Here is a 24,478-nt window from a genome sequence, read left to right as displayed (position 1 = left end):
GCCCGCCCGGCGGTGTCGCACCGGTAATCTGGGGACATGGCTGACAAGATCACGGTCGATTTCTGGTTCGACCCCGTGTGCCCGTGGGCGTGGATGACCTCCCGGTGGATCGACGAGGTCGCGAAATACCGCGACTTCGATCTCACGTGGCACATCATGAGCCTGGGGCTGCTCAACGAAAACCGCGAGGACGTGCCGGAGCGCTACAAGACGTTCGCGCAGCGCTCGATGCAGCTCGGCAAGGTCGTCGCCGGCGTCGGTCAGGAGCTCGGTCCCGAGAAGGTCAAGGAGCTTTACGACGCGCTCGGCACGCGCATCCACGTCGAGGGCCGCGGCTCGGACGACGACACGGTGCTGCCCGAGGCGGTCGCCGAGGTCGGCATCCCGCAGGAGATCGTCGACCGCGCGGCCGCGGGCGAGTTCGACGCCGTCTACGGCGCGAGCCACGAGGACGGCATCGGCCGCGTCGGCGAGGATGTCGGGACGCCCGTCATCGCGGTCGACGGCGTCGCGTTCTTCGGCCCCGTCATCTCGCCCGCACCGAAGGGCGAGGAGGCCGTACGCCTGTTCGACGGCGTCGTCATGGCGGCGTCTTACGACGGGTTCTTCGAGCTCAAGCGCTCCCGGACGCGCGGCCCGGTGTTCGACTGATGCGCGTGCACGTCGCGACGGACCACGCCGGTCTCGAGTTCTCGCGCACGCTCCAGGAACACCTGCGTCTCGCGGGACACGAGGTCGTCGACCACGGGCCCGCGGAGTACGACGCGCTCGACGACTACCCCTCGTTCTGCATCAACGCGGCGCTCGCGGTCGCGGAGGACTGGTCGAACGGCGTCGAATCGCTCGGGGTCGTCTTCGGCGGCTCGGGCAACGGTGAGCAGATCGCGGCGAACAAGGTGCGCGGCATCCGGGCGGCGCTCGTCTGGAACCTGGACACCGCGAAGCTCGCGCGTGAACACAACAACGCGAACGTCATCTCGATCGGTGCGCGGCAGCACGGTGTGGACGAGGCGATCGCCTTCATCGACGCCTTCCTCGCGGAGCCGTTCCCGGGTGACGAGCGGCACGTGCGTCGCATCTCGCAGCTCGCCGAGTTCGAGCGCACGGGCGACATCGCCGATCGCGTGGTCGATGCGATCGGTCGGGGCGAGGTGCCCGTCGTCCTCGGTGCGGGCGCGGGGGCCTAGGAGTGCCCGAAGGGCATTCCGTCCACCGCATCGCACGACAGTTCGAGGCCAACTTCGCGGGGCACCGCGTCGCCGTCAGTTCGCCCCAGGGGCGTTTCGCGGAGGGGGCGGCGGAGCTCGACGGTCGCGTCATGCTGCGCACGTTCGCGGTCGGGAAACAGATGTTCTCGGAGTTCGAGGGCGACGAATGGCTCCGTGTCCACCTCGGTCTCTACGGTGCGTGGGATTTCTCCGGCGACGTGTCGACGACCCTCGGGCAGACGGGGGAGTACTCGCGTCGTCGTGAGGTCACGCGCATCGAGGACTCGCGGGGCGAGACCTCGCTCACGTCGATCGGCGCACCGCGCCGGACACGGGTCCGCATGGCCGAGGACGAGCGCGAGCAGGAACTCGGCGAGTGGCCACCCGAGCCGGTCGGGCAGGTTCGCGTGCGCCTGCTGACCGAGGCGACCTGTGCGGACCTCCGGGGGCCCACCGCGTGCGTCGTGATGACGCCGGCCGAGGTCGATGCGCAACTCGCGAAGCTCGGCCCCGACCCGCTCGTGGATCACGGTCGCGCCGCCGAGGACCGCTTCACGCGCGCCGTGCTCGCCAAGCGCACGCCGATCGGCATCCTGCTCATGGATCAGTCGGTCGTCGCGGGCATCGGCAACGTGTACCGGGCGGAGCTGCTGTACCGGGCGGGGATCGACCCGCACACGCCGGGGTCGGCCCTCACCGAGGAACAGGTGCGCGCACTGTGGCGCGATTGGCGCAAGCTCCTGCGCATCGGTGTCGAGGTCGGCCAGATGATGACGATGGACGGGCTGCGCGGCAAGCGCAAGGAGGACGCCCTCCGGCATCGCGAGGACCGGCACTGGGTCTACGGCCGCGCCGGGGAGCCGTGCCGTGTGTGCGGTACGCCGATCGCGCTCGAGGAGATGCAGGCGCGCAAGCTCTACTGGTGCCCCGGCTGCCAGCACTGAGAATGCTGCCGACACCACGACGGCGAGGCCCGCGATGTGCGGGCCCCGCCGTCGTGTCGTGCGTCGGTGTCGGATGTCGAGTGTCGGATCAGTCGGTGGCCCGGTCCGTGCTCGCCGCGTCCCGGGCGTCCTCCGCGTCCGCCAGTTCGCGCGCGTTCGGCGGGTCGGCCCCCGGCCGTGACACGGTGATGGCGGCGGCGAGGGCCGCGCGTTCGAGCATCCCCGTGAGCTCGCTCGAGCCGATGCGGTGCAGGCGGTCGCGTCCCTCGGCTCCGCTGATCCCCAATCGGAGCAGGACGTCGATGAGTGCGGCCATGAACGTGTCGCCCGCGCCCACCGTGTCGGCGACCCGGATTCGGGGCGCGGCGACCTCCCACACCCCGTGAGCGGTCACAGCGAAGGCGCCGTCGGCGCCCGAGGTGACGATGACGACGGCGGGGCCGGTCGCCTGCCAGGCCCTCGCGACCTCGACGGCGCTCGATTCCGGGTAGAGCCATTCGAGGTCCTCGTCGCTCGCCTTCACGAGATCCGAGAGTGCCACGACGCGCTCGACCCGTTCCCGGACCGGGCCCCGATCACCCAGGAGTACGGGCCGGACGTTCGGGTCGTAGGTGACGAGGGCGTCGTGTCGCGCCTCGCCCATCGCCCGGACGACCTCGGTAGCGCCGGGCTCGAGCAATGCCGCGATCGAACCCGAGTGGAGCACATCGATCACCTCCTGCGGGGCGATGGCGATGTCCCAGTCGAGGTCGAACTCGTAGCTCGCCGCTCCCGCCGCGTCGAGGAACGCGGTCGCCGTCGAGGTGCGGGGGGAGGCGCTCGCGACGAGCTCGACACCGGATTCGTCGAGCCACGCGCGGACGACCCGTCCGTGACGGTCGTCGGCGAGCTGCGTCACGAGCTGCGGGCGGTGTCCGAGCCTGCCGAGCGTGAGCGCGACGTTCGCGGGGCTCCCGCCGGGCATCTCCTCGATCCGCCCGTCGAGACGGTGGACGACGTCGACGAGCGCCTCGCCGATGACGACGATCCGTGCGTCAACGGTCCCGACCGGGTCGGGGCGGTCGGCGTCGGTTGTCGCCATCAGCTCACCACGTCGTTCAGGAAACTGAGCACGCTCGCGTCCTCCTCGATCAGGGGCACCAGCTCGTCGTTGAACGCGCGGCCCGTGGGGTGCGCGAGATGCGCCCGGAACGCCGCCTCATCGGCGTAGCGTTCGAACACGACGAACGCGGCGGGCGACTCCGCTCGCCGGTACACCTCGAAGCGGAGGTTGCCGGGTTCGGCCCTGACCTCGTCCGCGTAGGCGACGATGAGGTCCTGGACGGCCGACTCGGTGCCGGGCCTCGCCGTGAACTCGGCGTACAGCGTCCTCGGCACCGCAGCCGGAGCCGCCGGCTCGGCCCGTGGCGCACGCCGGTCCGGTGTCCCGTTCTCGTCAGGCAACGGCCGCTCCCGTCATGATCGCGACCGCGTCGGTCATGCTGTGCGATCGCGGCGTGATCGTCGCGGCCCGCTTGCCGAGACGCTGGATGTGGATCCGGTCCGCGACCTGGAACACGTGCGGCATGTTGTGCGAGATGAGGACGACGGGAACGTGCTGCTCGCGCAGGCGCTCGATGAGCTCGAGCACCTGGTTCGACTCGCGCACACCGAGTGCCGCCGTCGGTTCGTCGAGCACGACGACCTTCGAGCCGAAGGCCGCGGCCCGGGCGACGGCGACGGCCTGTCGCTGACCGCCCGACAGGTTCTCGACGGCGACCGTCACGTCCTGCAGGGTCGAGATCCCGAGCCGCTGCAACTGTTCACGGGCCTCCGCGCGCATACCGGCCGTGTCGAGCGTCCGGAACACGGTGCCGAGGATGCCGGGCTTCCGGCGCTCGCGACCGAGGAACAGGTTCGAGGCGACATCGAGCGCGGGCGACACGGCGAGGTTCTGATAGACCGTCTCGATGCCGGCATCGCGCGCGTCCTGCGGGCGTTTGAAGTGCACCGGCTCACCGTCCAGCAGCAGCTCGCCCTGATCGGGGACGTAGGCACCGGTCAGACACTTGATGAGCGTGGACTTGCCCGCACCGTTGTCGCCGATGATCGCGAGCACCTCGCCCGCGTGCAGCTGCAGGCTCACACCGTCGAGGCCGACGACCTTCCCGAACGTCTTGACGAGTCGCTTCGCTTCGAGCACGGGGACGCCCTGCGGCGTCGGCACCGGCTCGACGGCGTCCGTGACGAGGCTCATTTGCGCACCTTCCTGATCCACTGGTCGACGGCGACCGCGACGATGACGAGGATGCCGATCGCGAGCGTCTGGTAGAGGCCGTCGACGTTCGCGAGGAAGAGGCCGTTGCGGAACACGCCGACGATGACGGCGCCGAGCAGCGTTCCCCAGATGATCCCGCGACCACCGAACAGCGAGGTGCCGCCGATCACGACGGCCGTGATCGAGTCGAGGTTGAGATCGGCGCCCGCGTTCGGGCTCGCGGCGCCGGAGCGGCCGATCTGGATCCACGCGGCGACCGCGAGGATCGCGCCGGCGACGACGTACACGCTCATGAGCACCTTCGTCGTCGAGATCCCCGCGAGGCGCGCAGCCTCGATGTCGTCCCCGACCGCGTACACGTGCCGACCCCATGAGGTCCGCCCCAGCACGTAGGCCATGAGGAGGTACAGGGCGATCATGATGACGACCCCGACGGTCAGCATGACGTCCCCGATCGGGAACGCCGTCGCCGTCCACGACAGGAGTCCGGGCATCTCGGACTTCCTGACCGTCTGACCTCCGCTGTAGAGCAGCGTCAACGCGATGAAGACGTTGAGCGTGCCGAGTGTCGCGATGAACGGTGGCAGCTTGACGCGGGTGACGAGGAACCCGTTGAGCGCGCCCGCGGCGAGTGCCGCGACGAGCCCGGCGAGCAGGGCCAGCGCCGCGGGGAACCCGTTGTGGAAGGCCGTCTGTGCCATCACCATCGATGCCAGGATCATCCCGGCACCCACCGACAGATCGATGCCCGCGGTCAGGATGATGAGGGTCTGGGCGATCGCGACGGTGCCGATGACCGACACCTGGTCGAGCACGAGCGACAGGTTCGCGGGTGCGAAGAACCGCGGATTGATCGTCCCGAAGACGATGATGGCGATCACGAGGACCACCGCCGGGCTGATGGCGGGATAGCGGTGCAGCACGCCGCGCGCGCGGTCGAGCGGTGTGCGGCGGTCGAGGAACTCGGCGGCGAGGTCGAGTGACGAGGTGGGCGGAGACGTCTGTGTCACGAGATCACTTCCTTGTGAGGGGTGGCGCGAGCGGGTCGCGAACGCACGGAGTGTCCGGTGGGGCCTACTTCGTGCCCCAGCAGAGGTCCGCACCCTGCGTGGTGTCGATCGACTCGACCCCGTCGACGGGCTTGTCGGTCACCAGTGAGACGCCGGTGTCGAAGAAGTCGAGGCCCTCGCTCGTCTCGGGCGCGGTGCCGGTCTTCACGAGTTCGGCGATCGCCTGCACGCCGAGCTCGGCCATCTTGACCGGGTACTGCTGGCTCGTCGCGTCGATGATGCCGTCCGCGACCTGCCCGACGCCGGCGCAGCCGCCGTCGATCGAGACGATCGTGACGTCGTCCGTGCTCTTGCCCGCCGCTTCGAGCGCCTGGTAGGCGCCGTAGGCGGCCGGCTCGTTGATCGTGTACACGAGGTTGATGTTCGGGTTCTTCGCGAGCAGGTTCTCCATCGCCGTCCGCCCGCCGTCCTCGGCGCCCTGGGACGCCTCGTTGCCGACGATCGTGTAGGAGCCACCCTTGCCGCCCGTGTACGACCCCTGGGGTGCCTCGTCGCCGTTGACGGACCGGTCACCGAGCTCGATGCCCATGCCCTGCAGGAAGCCCTGGTCCCGGTTGTAGTCGACCGAGACGGCCTTGTCGTCGAACAGGTCGATCATGCCGATCACCGCCTCGCCGCCGGCGAGGGACTCGGCGGCCCACGAGCCGATCTGCTGGCCCGCGAGGAAGTTGTCGGTCGCGAAGGTGATGTCGACGGCGTCGGCCGGGTCGGGCACGGTGTCGAGGGCGATGACGTAGAGACCCGCGTCGCGGGCCTTCTGGATCGCGTCGAGCACGGCGGGTCCGTTCGGCGTGATGAGGATGCCGGCGTCGCCCTTGGAGATCGCGGCCTCGATCGCCTGGATCTGGGTGTCCTCGTCGCCGTCCTCCTTGCCCGCCGAGAGCGTGAGGTTCACGCCGTTCGCGGCCGCGGCCGTCTGGGCACCCTCCTGCATGGCGATGAAGAACGGGTTCGAGTTGGTCTTCACGATGAGCGAGACGCCGATGTCGCCGTCCGCGCCGCCGTCGGTTCCCTGGCCGGAGCCTGCACAGCCCGTGAGGCCGAGCACGGCGACGGCCAGCATCGACGATGCGGCGAGAAGCGGCTTGCGTCCGAAGAGTCCGTGATTCGTCATTGAATTCTCATTTCGATCGAGCGGTTGACAACGTTGTCAAGATCGTTTGTACTTCACTCGACCGCTAGAGTCAACAACGGATCCAGGAAGGGGCCCGTGACAACGATGTCTGAGCCAGATCACCTCGCGGCCGGCCGCACTCGAACCACCATGAAGCAGGTCGCGTCGCTCGCCGGTGTCGGCGTGAAGACCGTTTCGCGGGTCGTCAACAACGAACCGAACGTCTCGGCCGCGACGGCCGAGCGGGTGTGGCACGCCGTCAACGTGCTGAACTACCACGTGGACCTCGGTGCCGGGAACCTGCGGCGCGCGGACGGTCGCACGAGGACGATCGGGTTGCTCGTCGGCAGCGTCGACAACCCGTTCTCCGCCTCCATCCACCGTGCCGTCGAGGACATCGCCGAGGAGCACCACGTCGCCGTGTTCGCGTCCTCGCTCGACGGGGACTCGCGGCGCGAGGAGGGTGCGGTGAGTGCATTCATGCGACGGCGTGTCGACGGGCTCATCCTCATGGCCACGAGGCAACCGGACTACCTGGCCACGCTCCGCGACCGCGGGATCCCGGCCGTGTTCGTCGACCGGACGCCGGTCGGTGACGATCTCGACGTCGTCGCGAGCGACAACCGGGCATCCGCCGCGCGGGCGACGGCCCACCTCATCGCGCGCGGGCACCGACGCATCGCCCTGCTCGCGGACCGGTTGTCCATCCAGACCGCCGACGAGCGGTACCGGGGGTTCATGGAGGCGCTCGGTGAGGCCGGGATCCCGACGAAGCTCGCGTCGGTCGTCACCGAGATCGGGGACGAGGAGTCGGCTCGCCTCGCGCTCGGACGGCTGCTCGACTCGGACACGCCACCGACGGCGGTGTTCAGCGCGCAGAACCTCATCACGTTCGGGGCGCTCCGCGCCCTCCGGGAGCGCGGGCTGGAACACGAGGTGGCGCTCGTCGGGTTCGACGACATCCCGCTCGCGGACCTCATGGACCCCGGTGTCACGGTCGTCGCGCAGGATCCGCAGCAGATCGGGCACCGCGCCGCCCGGATCCTCTTCGATCGTCTGGACGGCGATCGTCGACCGGCGCAGCGCGTCGTCGTGCCGACGCTGTTCGTCGAGCGCGGGAGCGGTGAGATCCCGGGGCCCGGCGGCTGAGCTGCGCGTGCTCGCACCGCCTCGCGTGCCGAACGGATGCTGACATCGTTGTCGGCCGACATCGCCACGGCGTTCGGACGGCCGAGGGCCGCGCTGACGGCTGACAACGTTGTCGACGCGACGCGACGCGACGCGACGTTCCGTGCGCGACGTCTACTGCGAGGTGTCTCGCGCGGCGAACTCGATCCAGTTCCCGAACTCGCACGCGAGGTGCCAGCGGTGCCGGCGGATCATGTGGCCCGGTGTGAGGCGAGGGAACTCGACCGTCAACCACGCCTCGAACCCGTCGCCCACGTCGCGGAACTGGTGTCGGACCCCGCCGATCGGCGTGCCGGCGTCATCGCGCGCGACGCCCGCCATCTGGAGCGGATAGCTGGGGTCCGCGGTCATCCGGAGGCCCGTCAGATCGCCGTACCGGATGCGGAAGCGGGCCGGGAGGGGGGAGCCGCCTGTGGTCTCGATGACCTTCTGTCGTCCGTCCGGCTCGTCGCCGATGAGGTAGTGGTCGGGGCAGGCGGCGAGCATGGCCGGTGAGGAGGGGAGTGCGAACTGTGTTCCGAACCAGTCCACGAGGTGTGTCGCCCGGCCACCGGGCACGCGGATCCGGATCGAACTGGCGGCCCGCGCGGGCCCCGATCCGGCGGTGAGTGCGCGGGATACGAGCGTCGAGGCGCGCAGCCTGCCGGTGAGGCGGCGCTCGAGTTCCGCCGGACCGATGTCCTCCTTCAGTGCGAGCAGCCGCTCGCGCAGCTCGTCGACGTCGTCGGTGGGTCGTGCTCGACCGCCGAGCTGTCGGAGGACGCGTCGTGCGCGACCGGCCTCCCACGCGAGGACCGCGCGTCGGTCCACCGTCTCGCGACCGATGCGCGTGCGGAGATCGAGGTGTTCGCTCATCGTGTATCTCGCTTCCCGTCCGTTTCGGACGTTCCCGAGTCTCCGCTAATGCGAGAATAATTGCAATAGCTACGTCGCGAAGGATGACGTGGGAGATGTGGGGGACACTGATCACATGGATGGCGTGAACGCGCGGCCGGGTGGTCGCAGCGCCCGGATCCGTCGGAGCGTGCTGGATGCGACGATCGGCGCGCTCCTCGAGAACGGCTACGACGGACTCGGGTTCAGGGACATCGCCGCGACGGCGGACGTGTCCGAGGCGACCCTGTACCGACGGTGGGGGAACATCACGAATCTCGTCGCCGACGCCGTCGGCGAGTTCGCCCTCGACGAGAACCCGATCCCCGACACGGGAGTCCTCGAGACCGACCTCCGGCACCTGCTCCACAGCGTCGTCACGCTCGTCGAGCGGCCCGACGTGCAGCGTCTCCTGCGCGGCGTGATGGCATTGTCCTCCGACGACGGCACCGTCGTCGCGGCCCGTCGCGCGTTCTGGCACAGCCGCTTCGAGCGCGGCGCCGCGATCGTCCGGCGGGCGATCGAGCGCGGAGAGATCCCCGGCGACGTCGACCCCGGCGAGGTGATCGAGATGCTCGTCGGTGCGAGCTACACGCGCGCCCTGTTGACCGAGCGTCGCACGGACGAGCGCATGCTCGAACGCTCGGTGCACGCCGCGCTCGCGATGTGCGACGCACCGGGACTGTGAACGGCGCGCCCGCGGCGGCACGCACGCCGTTCCACGACACCGAACTCACGGGAGACGACGTGCACGCCGATAGGCGGACGGTGTCACGCCGATGAGCTCACGGAACTCGCGCGTGAAGTGGCTGTGGTCGTACCAGCCGCACTCCGCCGCGAGTTCCGTGAGCGAACCCTCGTGTCCGAGGTCGAGGCGTCGCACCGCATCCCGAAGGCGACGGCGACGGAGGACCCACCCCACGCCGACACCGAGGTCCCGCGCGAAGAGGCGCTGAACGGTCCGCGTCGAGTAGCCCGTCACCCCCTCGACGCGCGCGACCGACGTCGCATCGGGGTCGTGCTCGATCCGCTCGACGAGTTCCGCGACGAGCGTCGAGGGCCCCGGGTCGGGCCAGTCGACCGACAGCAGCGCCTCGTCGAACCTGGCCGCCGTCCGGTCGGCGTCGCTCGCGAACGCGCGCTGCTCCGTGACGAGCTCGGTCGGGATCTCCCTCGCCCCGCCGCTCCGTTCGCGCTCCGAGGTCCGTTCGAGCGACAGCACCGCATCCGTCAGTTCGCGGGCGGCCAGGCCGAAGACGGTGGAGGCGACGCCGGGGTGCAGGAGGATCCCGGCCGTGCCGCCGCGGCCCGTGAGGCCGATGTCGAACGTCGCCCGCGTCACGGGTCCCGTCGCGAACGCGCCCGGTCCGTTCGTTCCCGTCCGGCGGACGCGCCCGTACTCGACGGTGAGGGAGGTCCCGAGTGCGGGCAGGACACGGGGACGATGACCGACACCCGGCGGCAGGTCCCAGGCGACGAACCAGTAGTGCCGCACCCACGGCGCGAGCCGAGCATCGGGTGCACGTCGAGCGAGCGCGACGTGCGACAGGAAATCGGACGGGTGCAGCACGTTCCCCGCGATCTCCGCGGCGCCGGCCGCCGGGGCCGGTGTCGCGGATCTCCAAGACGCCATGCGCAGATCCTCGCAGACTGCTGTCGAACCACCGAGAGGATGACCCGTGAACACCACCACGACCCCCGTCGCCACCCTGGCCATGATCACGCTCGACTGCGCCGAGACCCGCCCGCTCGCCACGTTCTACTCGGTCGTGCTCGACTGGGAGATCGTCCACCTCGACGACGAGTACGGCATGCTCGCCGGTCCGTCCCACCGGCTGGGAGTCGGCAGGATCGACGACTACGTGGCGCCCGAGTGGCCGGACCACGGCCGCAAGGCGTTCCACTTCGACCTCGCCGCGCAGGACGTCGAGGTCGCAGCCGCGCGCTGCGTCGAACTCGGTGCGACGCGTGCGGAGCCGCAACCGGGCGACACGTGGGTCGTGCTGCTCGACCCCGCGGGGCACCCCTTCTGCGTCTCCGACGCATCCGCCTGGTGACGAACGCCTACCGGAGCCGGCGCTTCGAGGCCGCGCCGTCGCCGCGGTCGCGGTCCCTCGCCTCGTAGGTCGTCGCGAGGACGACGAGCATGATGCCGGCAACGGCGAGCCATGCCCACCACGGGACGGCGCTCCGACCCGCCTCACTCGGCCAGAAGACCATGAGCGCGTGCGAGAGCGAGGCCGCGCACCCGAACACGAGCGGCGCCCGCAACCGTCCGACCGCACCCCACACGAGCATGGCGACGGCCACGAGACCGAGACCGACGAGGCGCCACACGGGCTGCGACACGAATTCGGCGAGCAGGCTCGGTGCGAGGAGCAGCGCGAGTCCCACCGTGAGCGCACGCCAGCTGCCCAGCGTCGGTGTTCGGCGCATCGACACGAGCCCGATCGTGAGGGTGGCCGCCGCGAGCGGAAGGGTCACGAGCTCCACCGGACGACCGGCACCGCCGAATAGACCGGCGACCGCCACGAGGAGCGCTCCCGCGGCGGCAACCCACGAGGTTGGGGTATCGAACGGTGGCGTCGGACGCAGGTGCGCGATGACCGCCGCCGCAGCCAGGAGCGAGGTCAGGACGAACACGAGGGCTCCGGCGGCCGAGCCGTCGGGATCGCGCAGGCAGATCCAGACCCCGACGGCCGTCGCGAGCCCGATCGTCACGAACACGAGGGTCCGGGCGAAGCGCCGCTCGAGGTCGCCCCCACGACGCGCGACGAGCCAGGCGGCCGCCGTCAGGACGGGCAGCACGGGCAGGACCCAGGCGATCGCGTCGAGCGCGCGCCCGCCGACGACCGCGCGGGTCGCGGAGCCGGCGACGAGCGCGACGACCGCACCGAGCGCGAGGGCGTCGCCGTACGGGCGCAGCGCCACGGGGAACAGCTTCGACGACGCCCCGAGCAGCACGACCGACGAGACGACCAGCGCGATCACCGTCCAGAGGGTGGAGTCGTCGTCGACGCCGAGTGCCGTGAGCGCGAGACCCGCGACACCGCCCGACGCGAGCATCACGAACGCCTCGCCCGACCACGGACCGCCGACGCTCGAACGCCAGCGTGCGGCGAGCACCCCCGCGGCGACGAGGACCGCGGCGGCGGCGAGGAGCGACGCGCGGACCGACAGCTGCGGCCACTCGTCGAGCAGCACGACGGGCACGAGGACCGCGAGCGCCGCCACACCGAGCCATCGCAGCCACCGCCGTCGCGAACGCGTCTGGTCACGAACTGGGGGGTCGACGGCGACGACCACGGCGACGAGCGCGAGGCCGAGCCACGTCGCGGGGACGCCTGGGCGGACGAGCACCCCGAATGCCGCGACGGCCGCGGCCGACACGTCGAGGGCGAGGCGCTCGCGGGCCGTGAACGGCCGACCGGCGAATGCCGCGGCGGCCACGGCCGCGAGCACGGCGATCACGGCCGGACCGATATCGGCGAGCAGCGGAAGGCCGTCCGTTCGGTCGACCCAGGCCACGGCCGACGCGAGGGCGGCCGGTGCGGTGACGAGGCCGATCGCGCGGGCGCCCCGAGGCACGCCTGCCGACGGGCGCACGACGAGGGCGACGGCGGCGAGTGCGACGAGCACGGGCGCGGCAACGGCGACGGCCGGCAGGAGCGGCGACAGGGGGCCACGTCCCGCGTGCCACGCGACGTTGACCCCGGCGGCCACGAGCGCGCCGACGGGAAGCAGTGCGAGCTGCGGCCAGACCGCGCGCGAGCGTGGCCACACCGCCGGCAGGATCGCGACCACGACCGCGAGGATGCCGCTCGACGCGTACTGATCGTTGCGCGGGTGGCTCGTCCAGGCGAGGACGAGGGCGACGAGTCCGGCCACCGTGAGCGTGACCGACATCGCGATCCGAAGACGGGACGACGCCGGAAGGCGGCCCGGCAGGCTCGGCAGCAGTGTGGCGACGACGACGCCGAGCACGGCCGTGCCGAACCACACGGCCGCGTTGACGATCGGGACGTCGGGGCCGGGGGAGACGGGCATGCGCGTCGCGGCGACGACGAGTGCGACGGGCACCGAGGCCAGGGCGGCCCCGACGAGCACGCTCGCCCAGCCGTGGTCCGTGCCCCGGTGCGGTGCCCCGCCCCGGTACCCGTCCTCGCCATCGTCGAGCGGATCGTGCCCCCCGGGGCGGCCCGTCCGGGCGAGCGCGGGAACCCCGAACGCGCCCGCCGTGATCGTGACGAGGAGGGCGAACACGAACCACAGGACGGCGCGGAGCGGTGAGTCCGCGCCGATGAGGGACGGGATGACGTGTCCGAACGCGAACAGGACCGCGAGGCCGGACAGAACGCCCGGCGTCCAGCGGGGACGATCGTCGGGACGATGCGGGCCGCGTACGGCGATCAAGACGGCGGCAGCGAGGAAGAGCAGGCCGACGGGCACGCCGCGGACCTCCGCCGCGACGTCGACGGCCCACGTGTCGACGAGCGATTCCCACGCGAGCGACCAGGCCGGGAGCGCGAGCCACGCGACATGACGGCGGCCGGATCCCGAACGGAACAGGCCCGTGCCGCCGGTCGCGACGAGCAGCGCGACGGTGCCGAGCGCGAGCGCCGCGACGGCGAACGTTCCGGGGCCGGCGAGGGCGCCGGTCACGAGCGAGACGACCGTGAGCGGCGCCGCGGCGGTGTCGAGGGCGCTTCGCGCCCGCCCGGGCGGCAGGCCACGTCGATTCCACAGGCTCCACCCCGCGGTGGCCACGGCCACGAGGGCGGCGGTTCCTGCGACCGGGGCCGCGGGGTGGAGGGACTCGGCGGTGAACAGGAACCGGGCGACGGTTCCGAGCAGGAGGAACAGGGCAGCGGGCGCGAGGACGTCGATTCCCGCGGCGGTCGTCACGCGGAGCGGCCCCTCCGGCGTCCCCCGGCGAAGGAGCATCAGGACGAGGACGGCCGCGAGGATCGCGAGCAGCCCGATCACCACGATCGGGCGCGCGATCACCTCCGGCCGGTCGAGGCCCCAGCGCGGACCGGGCCCTGCCAGCGCGAGCGTGACGATGCCGAACGACGTGGCGGCGGGCGCCCCGGCGACGAGCAGCACGAGCCGTTCGAGCGGAGACACGAGGCGGCCGGGAAGGAGCCCCGCGAACACCGTGAGGAGCGTGCCGGTCGCGAGCGCGACGAGCACGGCCTCGTCGTCGGCGAGGGGGCCGAAGGGCTCGCGCGCCTCGAGCGCGAACCGTGCGCTGCCGAACCACAGGACGGCGACGGTCCCTGCGAGGAGGCCACCGCGTGCGAGCACCGCCCGCCCCGAGCCGGTGGGCACCTCCGCGACGTCGTGGATCGCCGCGCGCGCGAGGACGAGCGCCACCACGACCACGAGCACCAGCGCGACACCGGCGCCCGCGGTGACATCGCCCAGGAGGAGTGCCGAGACACACGCGACGCCGAGCCCCCACCACGCGACACGAACGATCGCCGACCGGACGGGAGTGGCACGTCGTCGGTCGGCGACGAGAAGGACGACGAGATGTGCCACCACGACGACCGCGAAGAGGATCGTCGCCGCGAGCCACTGCCCGGCCCGGAAGGGGGCCAGCACGAGAACGGCCGACGCGGCGGCGGCCACCCAGCCCGCGTGGACGGCGAGACGCCGCGCGATCGCGAGCGCGGCGATCGCGACGCCGAGCCCGAGCGCGGCGCCGAGCCAGGGCCAGAACGCCGCGGGCTCGAATGCGTCGAACGAGGGCCGGAGCGGACCGAGCGGGTCTCTGTCGCCGACGTCGGCACCGGCCGACGACGCGTTTCCGAACGAGATCGGCGAGGTCACGAGCACATGGAGGTATGCGAGCGCCGTCGTCCCGAGGGCGACGCCGCGCGCGATCGTGAGGGCCTGGTGGAAGTCGCTCGCGATCCGCGCCCGCACGATGTCGACGAGCGCCGGGCCGACGAACGCCGCGGCGACCGCGATCCCGGCCGCGATCGACGTCGGCACGCCGAGACCGGGGAGGAGGGCACCCCCGAGCGGGAAGCCGACGACCGCCAGGCAGGCCGTCACGACGGCCAGCGGGCGAGCGCTCGGCGGACTCGACCGCCGGAGCAGCAGCACCGTCTGCAGCCCCGCGATCGCGGTGCACACCCAGACGGCGGGGGCGATGAACGGCCCGACGTCCACCGCACGGCCGATCACGAGTGCGGGCAGTCCCGTGAGGAAGGTCGCGGCGATCGCGACGATGCCGACGATGGTGAGTGCATGGAACTCGAAGGGGCGGGCGGCGCCCGCCGTGCTCGTGAGCACAGAGGCCCACGAGCGGGCCCGACGTGGCGCGACCGGTGGCGGGGTCGGGGCGCCGGGCACGCCGCGGCCGTGCGACGGTTCGTCGCCGTCGACAGGCGCATCGATCCGCGTCGTGCGGACGAGGATCTGCAGCAGGGCGCCCGCGGCCGCGCCCGTGAGGCCGACGGCCAGGCGATCCCCGGCATCCAGCGGGGACGCGAGCGACGCGAGCAGCAGCCCGATTCCGGGGAGCACGGAGAGGGAGGCCGCGATCCCGGGTGTCCGGAGCCCCGAAAGGCGGTGCCACACCTCGAACACGAGCGTCAGCACGAGGAGCGCGGTACCCCAGTAGAGCGTCTCGCCGCTCGAACCGAGCCCGCCGACGTCGAGGGCACGAACCGCCCACGCGTTGAGCAGGACGAGGAGCGCACCCAGCGCGGCGACGCCCTCGGCGGTGGCGCGAAGTCGCAGTCGCGCGAGCCACGAGGCGCCGACGATCGTTCCGGCCGTGACGACCATGGTCACGATCGCGCGCGGCAACAGACCGAACGCGACCCAGGCGATCGTGAGGAAGACGATCGCCGCGACTCCGAGGAGCGCGATTCCCGTGCTCAGGAGCACGAGCTGGACGTTGACCCGCTTCGGCTCGGGGGCGGGGGCGACCGGCGGGGAGGTCTGTTCGACGGGGACGTGCGCGTACGCGGCCGGCGGCTGCGCCGGCGGGAACACGCCGCCGGCCGGGCCCGTCCAGCCCGGTCCGGGCGGCGGACCGTTCAGGGGGTCCGTCGTGCGGACGGGAACCGCGGCCGGCGGCTGGACGAACGGGGGACCGGGCGTTTCCACGACGCCCACCGTGCGTGTGGTGTCGGGCACGCGCGCGTCGTGGGCGAGGGGGAACGCCGCGATGTCCGGGGCCGCCGCCGCGACGTGCGGCGCGGGCTCTGCCGTCGCCGCAGCCCGCTGAGCGCGCGTCGCCTCGAGGTCGCGGCGGTGGACCGCATCGAGCACGGTGCCCCGCTCGCGGAGGAGTTGCGCGGCGCGATTCGAGAGATCGAAGATCTCCTCGGCCTCGGGCGCCTCGAGCGGGAAGTCGCATCTCGCGCACCGTGACCTGGTGACGAGCGGTGCGAAACAGAACGGGCACAGGTGGACGTCCGTCAGTTCGCTGATCGAGCGCGGGAACACCGGGCCCTGCGCGCCCGCGCTGTCGTCCGATTGGGTGTTCATCGCCGCCTCACGTTCCGTCGTCCGAAACGAATCTAGGGCCAGCGGGGGTGTGGCGGGATCACCCCCGAGGCGGCTCCGGCTCATCCTCTGGGCGCGAGGCGTCGGATCGACGGTCGACGCGTCGCTCCGTTCGCCGATCGAGTGGCGGGTTCGGAACGCGCGAACGGCCGTGCACCCCGGGGGTGCACGGCCGTTCGCGCGTGACTCACGTGACGCGCAGCGCCTCGATCGGGGCGATCCGCGTCGCCCTGATGGCCGGGCCGACCGCGGCCAGCGCGCCGAGCAGGACGGTCGCGCCGACGATCGCGATCACGAGCTGCCACGGCACCGCTGGGGCGACGAGCCCCCGGCTCACGGCACCGAAGGTGGCCTGTGCGCCGGCCCACCCGTAGAAGACACCGAGGATCGCGCCGAAGCCGACCGCGACGATGCTCGCGAGCGCGCTCTCGGTCACGATCATCGCGCGCACCTGGGCGCCCGTCGCGCCGACGGCGCGCAGCAGGCCGAGCTCACGCCGACGCTGCAGGACGCTCAGTGAGAGGTTCGACACCATGCCGATCGCGGCGAGCACCGCCGAGACCGCGGTGAGGGCGACCATGATCGTCGTCACGATGCGGATGACGGTCATGAACATCTCGAGTTCCTCGGCGGCGACGGCCGCGTCGACCTCCTTCGCGATGTCGGCGAGGATGATGCTGCTCATCGTCGCGAGCGCCACGACGAACATGACGGTCAGCGCCACGCCGATCACCATGCCGATGGAACTGCGCGATGCGGAGCGCGGGGAGCGGACGGCGTTGCCGCTCGCGAGCTGGGCGGCGGCGGAGCGTCCGAACGCGCGGCCGACGAGCGCCATGAGCCGCGGGATGATCGCGACCGAGCCGACGATGACGCCCGTGAACGAGAGCACGCCACCGAGGAACGCGACGAGGACGCCGAGCGGTGAGACGAGCCCGAGCGCGACCCCGCCGAGCAGGAGCGCGAGCCCCGAGCCGAGCAGGAGCCACATGACGACGGTTCGGCCGATCCCCATCCGCAACTGTTCGGCCGGGGTCTCCACGTCGGCGGAGAGCGCCTGCACGGGGGAGACCCGGGCGACGGCACGCGAACCGACGTACGCGGCGAGCCACACGGTCACGATCGCCACGATCGCGGGCGCCACGGTCGCGGGCTCGAACCACGAGTACTGCAGGTCCGGGAGGTCGCCCGCGGCCACGTTCGTCTGCACGACGAGTCGATAGGTGGACAGGGCGGCGAGCAGGCCCGCGAGCGAGCCGACGACACCGGCGACGAGCCCCTCCACGGCCAGCTTGCGGCGCAGCGACGAGGCCGTCGCGCCGAGCAACCGGTACTGGGCGATCTCGCGCACGCGCCCCGCGACGATCGTGTTGAACGTGTTCGAGGTGACGACGGCGGCCGTGTAGGCGCCGATGCCGATGAACACCCACGCGACGCTCATGACCGCGACCGCGAGCGTGCCCGCCGCCTCGGGATCGTCGCCCACGACGAGATCACGCACGAGCGTCGACCCCATGACGAGTGCGACGCCGAAGAACGACGAGACGAACGCGATGAGTCCCGTGACGAACTGATCGCGCACACTTCGCGCGGTCATGCTCGGGCCTCCGTCGGCTGCTGCGGCACGAGGTCGTCGATCATGATGCGGGACACCGCGGCGGGGTCGAGACCGCGCTCCTGCCGGACGATGCGACCGTCCGCGAGGAAGACGATGCGGTCGGCGATCGACGCGGCGATCGGATCGTGTGTGACCATGACGATCGTCTGGCCGAAGTCGGTCGCCGCGGCGCGGAGGAGGTGCTGCACCTCGGTCGCCGTCCGCGAGTCGAGGTTGCCCGTGGGCTCGTCGGCGATCACGAGCTGCGGGCGGGTGGCGAGTGCGCGGGCGATCGCGACGCGCTGCTGCTGCCCGCCGGACAGCTCGTTCGGCCGGTGACCCAAGCGGTCCGAGAGGCCGAGCACCTGTGTGAGGTGCGTGATCCACGCCCGCTCCTCGCCGTCGGGGCGCCGTCCGTCGAGGCGGAACGGCAACTCGATGTTCTCGGCCGCCGTGAGCGTGGGGATGAGGTTGAACGCCTGGAAGATGAAGCCGATGTCGCGGCGACGGAGGATCGTGAGCTCCGTGTCGCCGAGATCGGTGATGTCGCGCTCGGCGATCACGACGCGCCCCGAGGTCGGCCGGTCGAGCCCTGCAAGGCAGTGCATGAGCGTCGACTTGCCCGAGCCCGAGGGGCCCATGACGGCGGTGAACTCGCCCCGCTCGACGTCGAGGGCGACGTGGGAGAGGGCGACGACCTCGCTCGACCCCGGCCGACCGTAGTGCTTCGAGACGTCGAGGAGTCGGGCGCTGATCGCGGCCCGGTGCGATTCGTTCGTGTTCATGCCGGCCACGCTACGGATCCCGAGGCCGGGTCGCGTCTGCCTCGGGTCGCGACCGCGTCTGTCCGGGGGACGATCCGCCGATGCCGCCGTCCGCCGTCCGCCGTGCGGCGCGGACGAGCGGACCGTCCGGTGGAGACGGTGCAGTTCGGCGCGGGCGCGGGCCGGTGGATCGACGTCCGGCGGATCGCTGTCCGGCGGATCGCTGTCCGGCGGATCAGTGCCCGACGAGGCCGTGCGCGTACGCGTAGACGACGAGCTGCACGCGGTCGCGCAGCTGGAGTTTGGCGAGGATGTGGCTGATGTGCGTCTTCACGGTGCCGGCGCTCACGAACTCGCGCGCCGCGATCTCCGCGTTCGAGAGGCCCTCGGCGACGAGCAGGAACACGTCGCGTTCGCGATCGCTCAGCGTCTCGTAGGCTGCGGGGACGGGTTTCGCGGCGGGCTGCGCGGGCTGGCTCGCGAAGCGCTGGAGGAGTTCGACCGTCGCATTCGCCGCGAAGAGCTGGTTGCCGGCGTGGATCGTGCGGATCGCCGCCGTGAGGAGGTCGGGTTCCGCGGCCTTCAGGACGAAACCGCTCGCTCCCGCGGCGACCGCGCGCGCGACGGCCTCGTCGAGGTCGAACGTCGTGAGGATGAGGATCCTCGGGGCCGCGTCGCCGAGCTCGGCGATGATGCGCTCGGTCGCTTCGATGCCGTCGATGCCGGGCATGCGCACGTCCATCAGGAGGACGTCGGGCCGGAGGTCGCGCGCGAGTGCGATGCCGCCCGGTCCGTCGACCGCCTCCCCGACGAACGTCATGTCGGGCTGATTCGAGAGGATCATGCGCAGGCCGGTGCGGAAGAGGGAGTGGTCGTCGCACACGGCGACGCGGATGGTCGGGTCGGTCACGGTTCGATCCTCGCGTGTTCGGCTGGGGGAAGGGTCTCGGCTCGGCCGATGGGGAGTGCGGCGTCGACGTGGAACTCGTCCCCGGCTCGGGCGGCCCGGAACGTGCCCGCTTCGAGCAGCACGCGTTCGCGCAGGCCGATGAGGCCGTGCCCGCCGCTCACGAACCGGGGCGCGACACCGACCGCGGGTGCGGGCACCCGGTTGACGACGCGCAGGTGCAGCGCGTGCGGGCTCCAGCGGACGTCGAGCGAGACCGGGGCCGACGGGTCGCCGTGCCGCAGCGCATTCGTGAGGGATTCCTGCACGATGCGGAACGCGGCGAGCGAGGCCCCCGGCGTGAGCGCCTGTGGGTTCCCGTCGTCGTGCCGGTCGATGCGGAGCCCGAGGGCCTCGAACTGTGCGACGAGTTCGGTGAGCTCGTCGAACGTCGCGGCGGGCCCCGAGTCCTGTTCGTGCCGGAGGTCGGCGAGCAGGCGACGGACGTCGGTGAGCGCGTCGCGGGAGACCCCACCGATCGTGCGGACGGCCTCGTCCGCCGTGTCGGGGTCGTTCCGGATCGCGTACCTGGCGCCGTCCGAGAGGGTGGCGATCACGACGAGGGAGTGCGCGAGCACGTCGTGCATCTCGCGCGCGATCCGGCCCCGTTCCTCCTCGACCGTCATGCGCTCGCGCAAGTGGCCCTGCTCGACCTCCGCGAGGCGCTGCTGGACGCGCGCCTCCGCCGACCTCATCGTGAGCCACCGGGCGAGGCCCAGGAGCCAGGCGCACCCGAGCGTGAGGGTCGTCAGGATCCAGAGCGCGATGAACTGGTAGGCGGCCGTCTCGGGGCCGGGAACGCGGTCGAGGAGCGCGTCGACGAGGGCGAGGTAGCTCGGTGCGACGATGCCGGCGATGACGACGGCGCCGAGCGAGATCCGCCGGAGCACCTTGCCGCCGTATGCGGCGCACGCGTAGACCACGAGCACCTGACAGGCGTTGACGGGGGTCGGCCACGACAGGGACAGCATCTGTGTGAGCGCCGACAGCGTGACGGCCACGAGCGCGATGCTCGGCGCGGCGCGGCGGAGGACGACGCCGCCGATGCCGAGGGCCGCGCTCGCGTAGGCGAGCGGGATGAGCGGCTCGAGGGGGACGGAGATGTCCACGGACAGCAGTGTCACTACGGCGACGACGGCCGCGAGCACCCCGTCGAACCACCACTGGTGGGGGAGCAGCCGGCGGAACATGAGGCCACGATAGCGACGCGCGCGGGCGGGAGGCACGGGGGCGACGACAGTGGCTGCCGCCGATACCGCTCGGAGGTCGGGCGGGCGCGGCGGTGCGATCGCGTCGCGTCGCGCGGGCACCGTGCGCGTCCCGTCCGCCCGCGTGGGCGGCGGCGAGTTCACCGCGGCCACTCGATCGCTCGCGCCCGACGCCACCCGCGACCGGACGTGACCGGTCACGGTCGCGCGCTCGCGGGGGGAGCAGGTGTCGGGGTGGGCGGTGGTCGGCTGGGGGTCACCACCCCGTCGGGCGGAGACGTCGCGGAGGAGCATGTTCCCACGTTCCTCCCCGCTGCGGCCGGTCGCCTCTGCCGGGCGGGGGAATCGGCTCTCCCGCAGGTACCGATCGGGCGCCGATGCATTGCTCCGACGGGGTCGAGCGATGCACGCTCGGACCATGTCCTTCTCCAACGCACTCCTCGCCCTGCTCGCCTCGATCGAATTCGCGCTGGTCGCCGTGGCCGTCGCGCTCGTCCTCGTCGTGCTGGTCGTGGTCGTCGCCGTTCGACGGTCGCGGAGCGGCACATCGGCCGGGACGGTTCCGGTGGATCGGACGCCGTCCGAGCGGCGACCGGTGACGAAGGCACGGCGATCGCTCGGGATGCTCGTCGACGGGCTCGGGATCGTGCTCGTGACGATGGGGATCGCGGCCGCCGTGTACCTGTGCCAGTTCCTCGCGCTCGGCGCGACACCCGACGATCGGGGGGCGCTCGCGAGCACGGCCGGCGTGATCGCGACGTTCGTCGTCTGGACGGTCGTGACGCTCCGGTCCGGGCGCACGGTCGGCGACCTCGTGGTCGGTATCCGCTACGTCGGCGGAGCGCGGCCGGAGTGGTTCGCCCGCATCCTCCGATTCCTCGGCGGGATCGGTGGCTACATGATCCTCGCGAACCTCCCGGTCGTCGGGGCCGGGGCGTCGAGCACCTTCCTCGTCGTGTCGGTCGTCGCGACGCTCGCGACGGACGGCGGGCGTGGGCTGCCGGGCCTCCTGTCCGGGCGCCGGGTGGCCGATGCGCGCGAGGTCGGGGTCGACGTCCGGGCGTCATAGCGCGCTCACCACCGAGCGAGGGGCCGGTGGGTCGTGCGACGGCCAGGGTGCCTGCCACTTCCGGTGCTGATGACCGGGGGCGTCGTCGCGACCGGGCGCTCCCGCGGGCGCCTCGCTCTCCCGCCAGGGTGAATCGCCTCCATCGCAGGTCGTGACGTGCGTCGGCGGCGACGGGGCGGGCCTCGGACGGCGGCACACTGGAGGGATGGTGACCGATCAGCTCGTCCTCGCGCTCATCGCGATCGGCGCCGGGATGGTCGCCGGGGTCGTGCTGTTCGTTCCGTTCGTCGCGATCAGCTACCGACGGCGCGGCACGGTCACGATCGGGCGCTTCGCCCTCTGGGCGCTCGCGCTCGTCTACGCGTGGGCGATCTGGGCGTTCACGCTCCTGCCGCTGCCGGATCCCGTCGACATGGTGTGCGCGGGGTGGAACCTCGATCCGTTCGCGATGCTCGGCGAGGTCCGCGACGCGATCGGGCGGGCGGGCGGGCGCCCGGCGCGGGCCCTCGTCGATCCGGCCGTGCTGCAGATCGTCCTCAACGTGTTCCTGTTCGTGCCGCTCGGGTTCTTCGTCCGGGTGCTCGGTGGGCGCGGCATCGTCGTCGCGGGAGCGATCGGCCTCGCGCTGTCCGTCCTCGTGGAGACCACGCAGCTCACCGGCGTGTGGGGCCTGTACCCGTGCGCCTACCGCGTGTTCGACGTCGACGACATGCTGACGAACACGGTCGGGGCGCTCGTGGGGTCGCTCGTCGCGTTCGTGGTCCCGCGGCACCTGCGTGCAGGCGGGGGAACGACGCCCCGCCCGTCGGCACCGCGACCGGTCACGAAGCCGCGACGACTGCTCGCGATGGCCGTGGACGGGATCGGGTTCACGGTGTTCGCACTCGCGGTGACGCTCGTCGCGCGCGTGTGGCAGTTCTTCGTGATCGGCGACACGGCGGCCGAGGACGGCCAGGTGACCGTGGCCGTGGGTGGCGTCGCGGCGTTCGTCGTGTGGGCCCTCGTCGCGCTCACGACGGGACGAACCGTCGGGGACCTCGCCGTGCGGCTGCGCTACGTCGGCGGGCCGCTGTCCGAGCCGGTCGCGAGGGTGCTCCGCTTCGTGGGTGGCATCGGCGGTTTCGTGCTCCTCACCTCGCTGCCGGAACCGTGGGCCGCGCTCGCGGTTGTATGGGCGGTCGTCCTCGTCGGCGCCACGCTCGCGACCGATTCGGGGCGGGGGCTCGCGGGGCTCGTGACGGGAAGGCACGTCGTCGACGATCGCGAGGGGGCGAGTGGACTCGGTACGGTGTCGAGCCATCGCGTCGACGCCTGAGGGTGTTTCCGTGCGCTCGTCGTGTCGCGGTGGACGCGTCAGACGGAGCCCTCTTCGACGAGCACGCATCCGCCTTCGGTGATGACGTGCGCTCGGCCGGAGTCACCGACCACTCGGCTCCACCTCTCGACGACGAGCCGACGTCTGTGCACCGACATGCTGAAGCCGCCGTACATTCCGGGGTAGCCGAACCAAAGCCGGTCCAGTTGCTCCAGGGCGATGATCTCGGTGGGAACCGGCCTGATTCGCACAGGCGCGAGCTCGTGGGTCCGTTCCGCGTCGACCGAGACAGAGTCGACGAAGGCTTCGATGAGGTCCTTCGTGTTGCGCGGGCTCGGGCTCGCGTCGATGGCTCGGCCGATCTCTGCTCGAACGAAGGAAATCGTTTGATCCGTCGCCGCTCAATCGTGCTTGGAGATTCGTTCATAGCGGATTGCCGCAATGCCCTCATCGGTGAGGACGGTCTCGGGCATTCCGTTACCGCGTACGAGCTGGGCGAAATCGCCGAGCGGCGTGAGTTCCACGCCGTCCGGGCACAGCTCCCCGATCAGCTCGTCGAGGCGGCTCATGCTGCACCTTCCGTGACCATGCGCACTAACAGGGCGATCATGAGGTCCTTCTCCTTCGGGTCGCTCATGGCGATCATGAGGGTGATCGCAGCGAGCGCGTTGTTCGTGATGCGCGGTGTGCCCGAAGGGGCGGTCAGGGTGCCGTTGCGGGCGAGGAACGTGACGAACAGCGCAGCGCCACTGCGCTTGTTGCCATCGGCGAGCGGGTGATCCTTCACCACGAGGTAAAGCAGGTTCGCGGCCCTCTCCTCCACGGTCGGGTAGAGGTCCTGACCCCCGAAGGTCTGGTAGATCGTGCCGATCACACCCACGAGCGCATCGCCTCGCTCGGTGCCGAGCAACGTGTCGGCCGGAAACTCCGACGCGAGCTTCGCGATCACTGCCCGCGCCTCCGGCAGTGTCAACGTCCAACCGGGTATCGCGCGTGGAGTGACGTCGATGCTGCCCTCGTCGTAGTCACGCAGGAGCGTCAGGCCGGGCAGATATCCGGCGAGCACATCGGCGACACCGGTGACGAGCTCGTCGTCCGAGCGCGCCAGAATCCGTACGAGCGAGCCGAGCTGTGCAAGACGCTGCTCGTTGAGTGCGTAGCCGCTGACGAGGTAGTCGCGCAGGCGCTCCGTCGCCCAGATGCGGAACTGTGTCGCGACCTTGCTCCGCACGCGATACCCGACCGAGATGATGAGGTCGAGGTTGTAGAACGGGAGTTCGCGCGCCACCTGTCGAGTGCCCTCGACGCGAACCTGTCGGAATCTCCGACAGGTTGCCGCTTCGTCGAGCTCGCCCTCCTCGTAGACGTGCCCGATGTGTTCGACGACGTTCGTGCGCG

General features: G+C 71.6%; 22 protein-coding genes. 8 read left to right on the top strand and 14 right to left on the bottom strand.

From position 1 onward, the window contains the following. Positions 1-36: 36 nt before the first annotated feature. From HNR16_RS10395 to HNR16_RS10385, 3 genes are read left to right on the top strand one after another with little or no spacing between them, the layout of a single operon-like run. The gene (locus tag HNR16_RS10395; protein WP_158040602.1) at positions 37-651 is read left to right on the top strand and encodes a mycothiol-dependent nitroreductase Rv2466c family protein; all 615 of its coding nucleotides are present in this window, start codon (positions 37-39) and stop codon (positions 649-651) included. Continuing rightward, the gene (locus HNR16_RS10390; RefSeq protein WP_158040601.1) at positions 651-1,187 is read left to right on the top strand and encodes a ribose-5-phosphate isomerase; all 537 of its coding nucleotides are present in this window, start codon (positions 651-653) and stop codon (positions 1,185-1,187) included. Before HNR16_RS10395 ends, HNR16_RS10390 begins: the two co-directional genes overlap by 1 nt. Positions 1,188-1,189: 2 nt before the next feature. Then, positions 1,190-2,152 (top strand): Fpg/Nei family DNA glycosylase, encoded by a 963-nt coding sequence (locus tag HNR16_RS10385; protein ID WP_158040600.1) that lies wholly within the window; start codon positions 1,190-1,192, stop codon positions 2,150-2,152. A gap of 88 nt (positions 2,153-2,240) precedes the next feature. Here the strand turns inward: HNR16_RS10385 and HNR16_RS10380 are convergent, their stop codons facing one another. The 5 genes from HNR16_RS10380 to HNR16_RS10360 form a co-directional block, all read right to left on the bottom strand. After that, positions 2,241-3,233: a carbohydrate kinase family protein gene (locus HNR16_RS10380; RefSeq protein WP_158040599.1), complete on the bottom strand. Its 993-nt coding sequence runs from the start codon at positions 3,231-3,233 to the stop codon at positions 2,241-2,243. Continuing rightward, complete coding sequence (locus HNR16_RS10375; RefSeq protein ID WP_225737856.1) at positions 3,233-3,595, bottom strand: putative quinol monooxygenase; 363 nt, start codon at positions 3,593-3,595, stop codon at positions 3,233-3,235. The genes HNR16_RS10380 and HNR16_RS10375 overlap by 1 nt, the downstream gene beginning before the upstream one ends. Then, a complete protein-coding gene (locus tag HNR16_RS10370) occupies positions 3,588-4,388 on the bottom strand; it encodes an ATP-binding cassette domain-containing protein (RefSeq protein WP_158040598.1) in 801 nt (266 codons plus the stop codon). Before HNR16_RS10370 ends, HNR16_RS10375 begins: the two co-directional genes overlap by 8 nt. Further along, entirely contained in the window at positions 4,385-5,419 is a 1,035-nt protein-coding gene (locus tag HNR16_RS10365) for an ABC transporter permease (RefSeq protein WP_158040597.1), read from the bottom strand. Before HNR16_RS10365 ends, HNR16_RS10370 begins: the two co-directional genes overlap by 4 nt. A 64-nt stretch (positions 5,420-5,483) precedes the next feature. Beyond that, positions 5,484-6,593, bottom strand: a complete 1,110-nt coding sequence (locus tag HNR16_RS10360; protein ID WP_158040596.1) for a substrate-binding domain-containing protein — start codon at positions 6,591-6,593, stop codon at positions 5,484-5,486. Positions 6,594-6,698: 105 nt separating this feature from the next. On the opposite strand from HNR16_RS10360, the gene HNR16_RS10355 reads away from it, so the two are divergent. Further along, complete coding sequence (locus HNR16_RS10355; protein WP_225737855.1) at positions 6,699-7,742, top strand: LacI family DNA-binding transcriptional regulator; 1,044 nt, start codon at positions 6,699-6,701, stop codon at positions 7,740-7,742. A 153-nt stretch (positions 7,743-7,895) separates the two neighbouring features. Here the strand turns inward: HNR16_RS10355 and HNR16_RS10350 are convergent, their stop codons facing one another. After that, on the bottom strand, positions 7,896-8,636 hold the full coding sequence (locus HNR16_RS10350; protein WP_158040595.1) for a hypothetical protein: 741 nt from the start codon (positions 8,634-8,636) through the stop codon (positions 7,896-7,898). A 115-nt stretch (positions 8,637-8,751) separates the two neighbouring features. On the opposite strand from HNR16_RS10350, the gene HNR16_RS10345 reads away from it, so the two are divergent. Then, positions 8,752-9,342, top strand: coding sequence for a TetR/AcrR family transcriptional regulator (locus tag HNR16_RS10345; RefSeq protein ID WP_158040594.1), 591 nt, complete (start codon positions 8,752-8,754; stop codon positions 9,340-9,342). Between the two features lie 45 nt (positions 9,343-9,387). On the opposite strand, the gene HNR16_RS10340 is transcribed toward HNR16_RS10345, so the two are convergent. Beyond that, on the bottom strand, positions 9,388-10,287 hold the full coding sequence (locus tag HNR16_RS10340; RefSeq protein ID WP_179558202.1) for a helix-turn-helix domain-containing protein: 900 nt from the start codon (positions 10,285-10,287) through the stop codon (positions 9,388-9,390). A gap of 46 nt (positions 10,288-10,333) precedes the next feature. Here HNR16_RS10340 and HNR16_RS10335 point away from each other — a divergent pair, with 46 nt between their 5' ends. Beyond that, positions 10,334-10,711, top strand: a complete 378-nt coding sequence (locus HNR16_RS10335) for a VOC family protein (RefSeq protein ID WP_225737854.1) — start codon at positions 10,334-10,336, stop codon at positions 10,709-10,711. A 7-nt stretch (positions 10,712-10,718) separates the two neighbouring features. Here HNR16_RS10335 and HNR16_RS10330 read toward each other — a convergent pair whose 3' ends face one another. The 5 genes from HNR16_RS10330 to HNR16_RS10310 form a co-directional block, all read right to left on the bottom strand. Beyond that, positions 10,719-16,163 carry an SCO7613 C-terminal domain-containing membrane protein gene (locus tag HNR16_RS10330; RefSeq protein WP_158040592.1) on the bottom strand — a complete coding sequence of 1,815 codons (5,445 nt, stop codon included), beginning with the start codon at positions 16,161-16,163 and terminating at the stop codon, positions 10,719-10,721. A 205-nt stretch (positions 16,164-16,368) separates the two neighbouring features. After that, positions 16,369-17,778 carry an ABC transporter permease gene (locus tag HNR16_RS10325; RefSeq protein ID WP_158040591.1) on the bottom strand — a complete coding sequence of 470 codons (1,410 nt, stop codon included), beginning with the start codon at positions 17,776-17,778 and terminating at the stop codon, positions 16,369-16,371. Further along, on the bottom strand, positions 17,775-18,563 hold the full coding sequence (locus HNR16_RS10320) for an ABC transporter ATP-binding protein (protein WP_158040590.1): 789 nt from the start codon (positions 18,561-18,563) through the stop codon (positions 17,775-17,777). Before HNR16_RS10320 ends, HNR16_RS10325 begins: the two co-directional genes overlap by 4 nt. A 214-nt stretch (positions 18,564-18,777) precedes the next feature. Beyond that, positions 18,778-19,452 (bottom strand): response regulator transcription factor, encoded by a 675-nt coding sequence (locus HNR16_RS10315; RefSeq protein ID WP_158040589.1) that lies wholly within the window; start codon positions 19,450-19,452, stop codon positions 18,778-18,780. Further along, positions 19,449-20,678, bottom strand: coding sequence for a sensor histidine kinase (locus HNR16_RS10310; RefSeq protein WP_158040588.1), 1,230 nt, complete (start codon positions 20,676-20,678; stop codon positions 19,449-19,451). The genes HNR16_RS10315 and HNR16_RS10310 overlap by 4 nt, the downstream gene beginning before the upstream one ends. Positions 20,679-21,114: 436 nt before the next feature. On the opposite strand from HNR16_RS10310, the gene HNR16_RS10305 reads away from it, so the two are divergent. Both HNR16_RS10305 and HNR16_RS10300 read left to right on the top strand, forming a co-directional pair. Beyond that, positions 21,115-21,765, top strand: coding sequence for an RDD family protein (locus tag HNR16_RS10305; RefSeq protein WP_179558201.1), 651 nt, complete (start codon positions 21,115-21,117; stop codon positions 21,763-21,765). A gap of 205 nt (positions 21,766-21,970) precedes the next feature. Continuing rightward, entirely contained in the window at positions 21,971-23,080 is a 1,110-nt protein-coding gene (locus tag HNR16_RS10300) for a VanZ family protein (protein ID WP_218868429.1), read from the top strand. Between the two features lie 401 nt (positions 23,081-23,481). On the opposite strand, the gene HNR16_RS10295 is transcribed toward HNR16_RS10300, so the two are convergent. Further along, a complete protein-coding gene (locus HNR16_RS10295) occupies positions 23,482-23,649 on the bottom strand; it encodes a restriction endonuclease subunit S (protein WP_158040586.1) in 168 nt (55 codons plus the stop codon). Next, on the bottom strand, positions 23,646-24,455 hold the full coding sequence (locus tag HNR16_RS10290; RefSeq protein WP_225737859.1) for a type II toxin-antitoxin system death-on-curing family toxin: 810 nt from the start codon (positions 24,453-24,455) through the stop codon (positions 23,646-23,648). The genes HNR16_RS10295 and HNR16_RS10290 overlap by 4 nt, the downstream gene beginning before the upstream one ends. Between the last annotated feature and the right edge of the window lie 23 nt (positions 24,456-24,478).

The sequence above is a fragment of the Pseudoclavibacter chungangensis genome (assembly GCF_013410545.1).
Taxonomy (GTDB): Bacteria; Actinomycetota; Actinomycetes; order Actinomycetales; family Microbacteriaceae; genus Pseudoclavibacter; species Pseudoclavibacter chungangensis.
This window is presented reverse-complemented; position numbering and strand designations above follow the sequence as displayed.

Coding starts and splice junctions, on each gene's coding strand:
- HNR16_RS10340 (WP_179558202.1), bottom strand. CDS start 10,287: ATGGCGTCTTGGAGATCCGCGACACCGGCCCCGGCGGCCGGCGCCGCG.
- HNR16_RS10305 (WP_179558201.1), top strand. CDS start 21,115: ATGTCCTTCTCCAACGCACTCCTCGCCCTGCTCGCCTCGATCGAATTC.
- HNR16_RS10300 (WP_218868429.1), top strand. CDS start 21,971: ATGGTGACCGATCAGCTCGTCCTCGCGCTCATCGCGATCGGCGCCGGG.
- HNR16_RS10380 (WP_158040599.1), bottom strand. CDS start 3,233: ATGGCGACAACCGACGCCGACCGCCCCGACCCGGTCGGGACCGTTGAC.
- HNR16_RS10345 (WP_158040594.1), top strand. CDS start 8,752: ATGGATGGCGTGAACGCGCGGCCGGGTGGTCGCAGCGCCCGGATCCGT.
- HNR16_RS10350 (WP_158040595.1), bottom strand. CDS start 8,636: ATGAGCGAACACCTCGATCTCCGCACGCGCATCGGTCGCGAGACGGTG.
- HNR16_RS10295 (WP_158040586.1), bottom strand. CDS start 23,649: ATGAGCCGCCTCGACGAGCTGATCGGGGAGCTGTGCCCGGACGGCGTG.
- HNR16_RS10320 (WP_158040590.1), bottom strand. CDS start 18,563: ATGAACACGAACGAATCGCACCGGGCCGCGATCAGCGCCCGACTCCTC.
- HNR16_RS10355 (WP_225737855.1), top strand. CDS start 6,699: ATGTCTGAGCCAGATCACCTCGCGGCCGGCCGCACTCGAACCACCATG.
- HNR16_RS10390 (WP_158040601.1), top strand. CDS start 651: ATGCGCGTGCACGTCGCGACGGACCACGCCGGTCTCGAGTTCTCGCGC.
- HNR16_RS10325 (WP_158040591.1), bottom strand. CDS start 17,778: ATGACCGCGCGAAGTGTGCGCGATCAGTTCGTCACGGGACTCATCGCG.
- HNR16_RS10310 (WP_158040588.1), bottom strand. CDS start 20,678: ATGTTCCGCCGGCTGCTCCCCCACCAGTGGTGGTTCGACGGGGTGCTC.
- HNR16_RS10370 (WP_158040598.1), bottom strand. CDS start 4,388: ATGAGCCTCGTCACGGACGCCGTCGAGCCGGTGCCGACGCCGCAGGGC.
- HNR16_RS10395 (WP_158040602.1), top strand. CDS start 37: ATGGCTGACAAGATCACGGTCGATTTCTGGTTCGACCCCGTGTGCCCG.
- HNR16_RS10360 (WP_158040596.1), bottom strand. CDS start 6,593: ATGACGAATCACGGACTCTTCGGACGCAAGCCGCTTCTCGCCGCATCG.
- HNR16_RS10330 (WP_158040592.1), bottom strand. CDS start 16,163: ATGAACACCCAATCGGACGACAGCGCGGGCGCGCAGGGCCCGGTGTTC.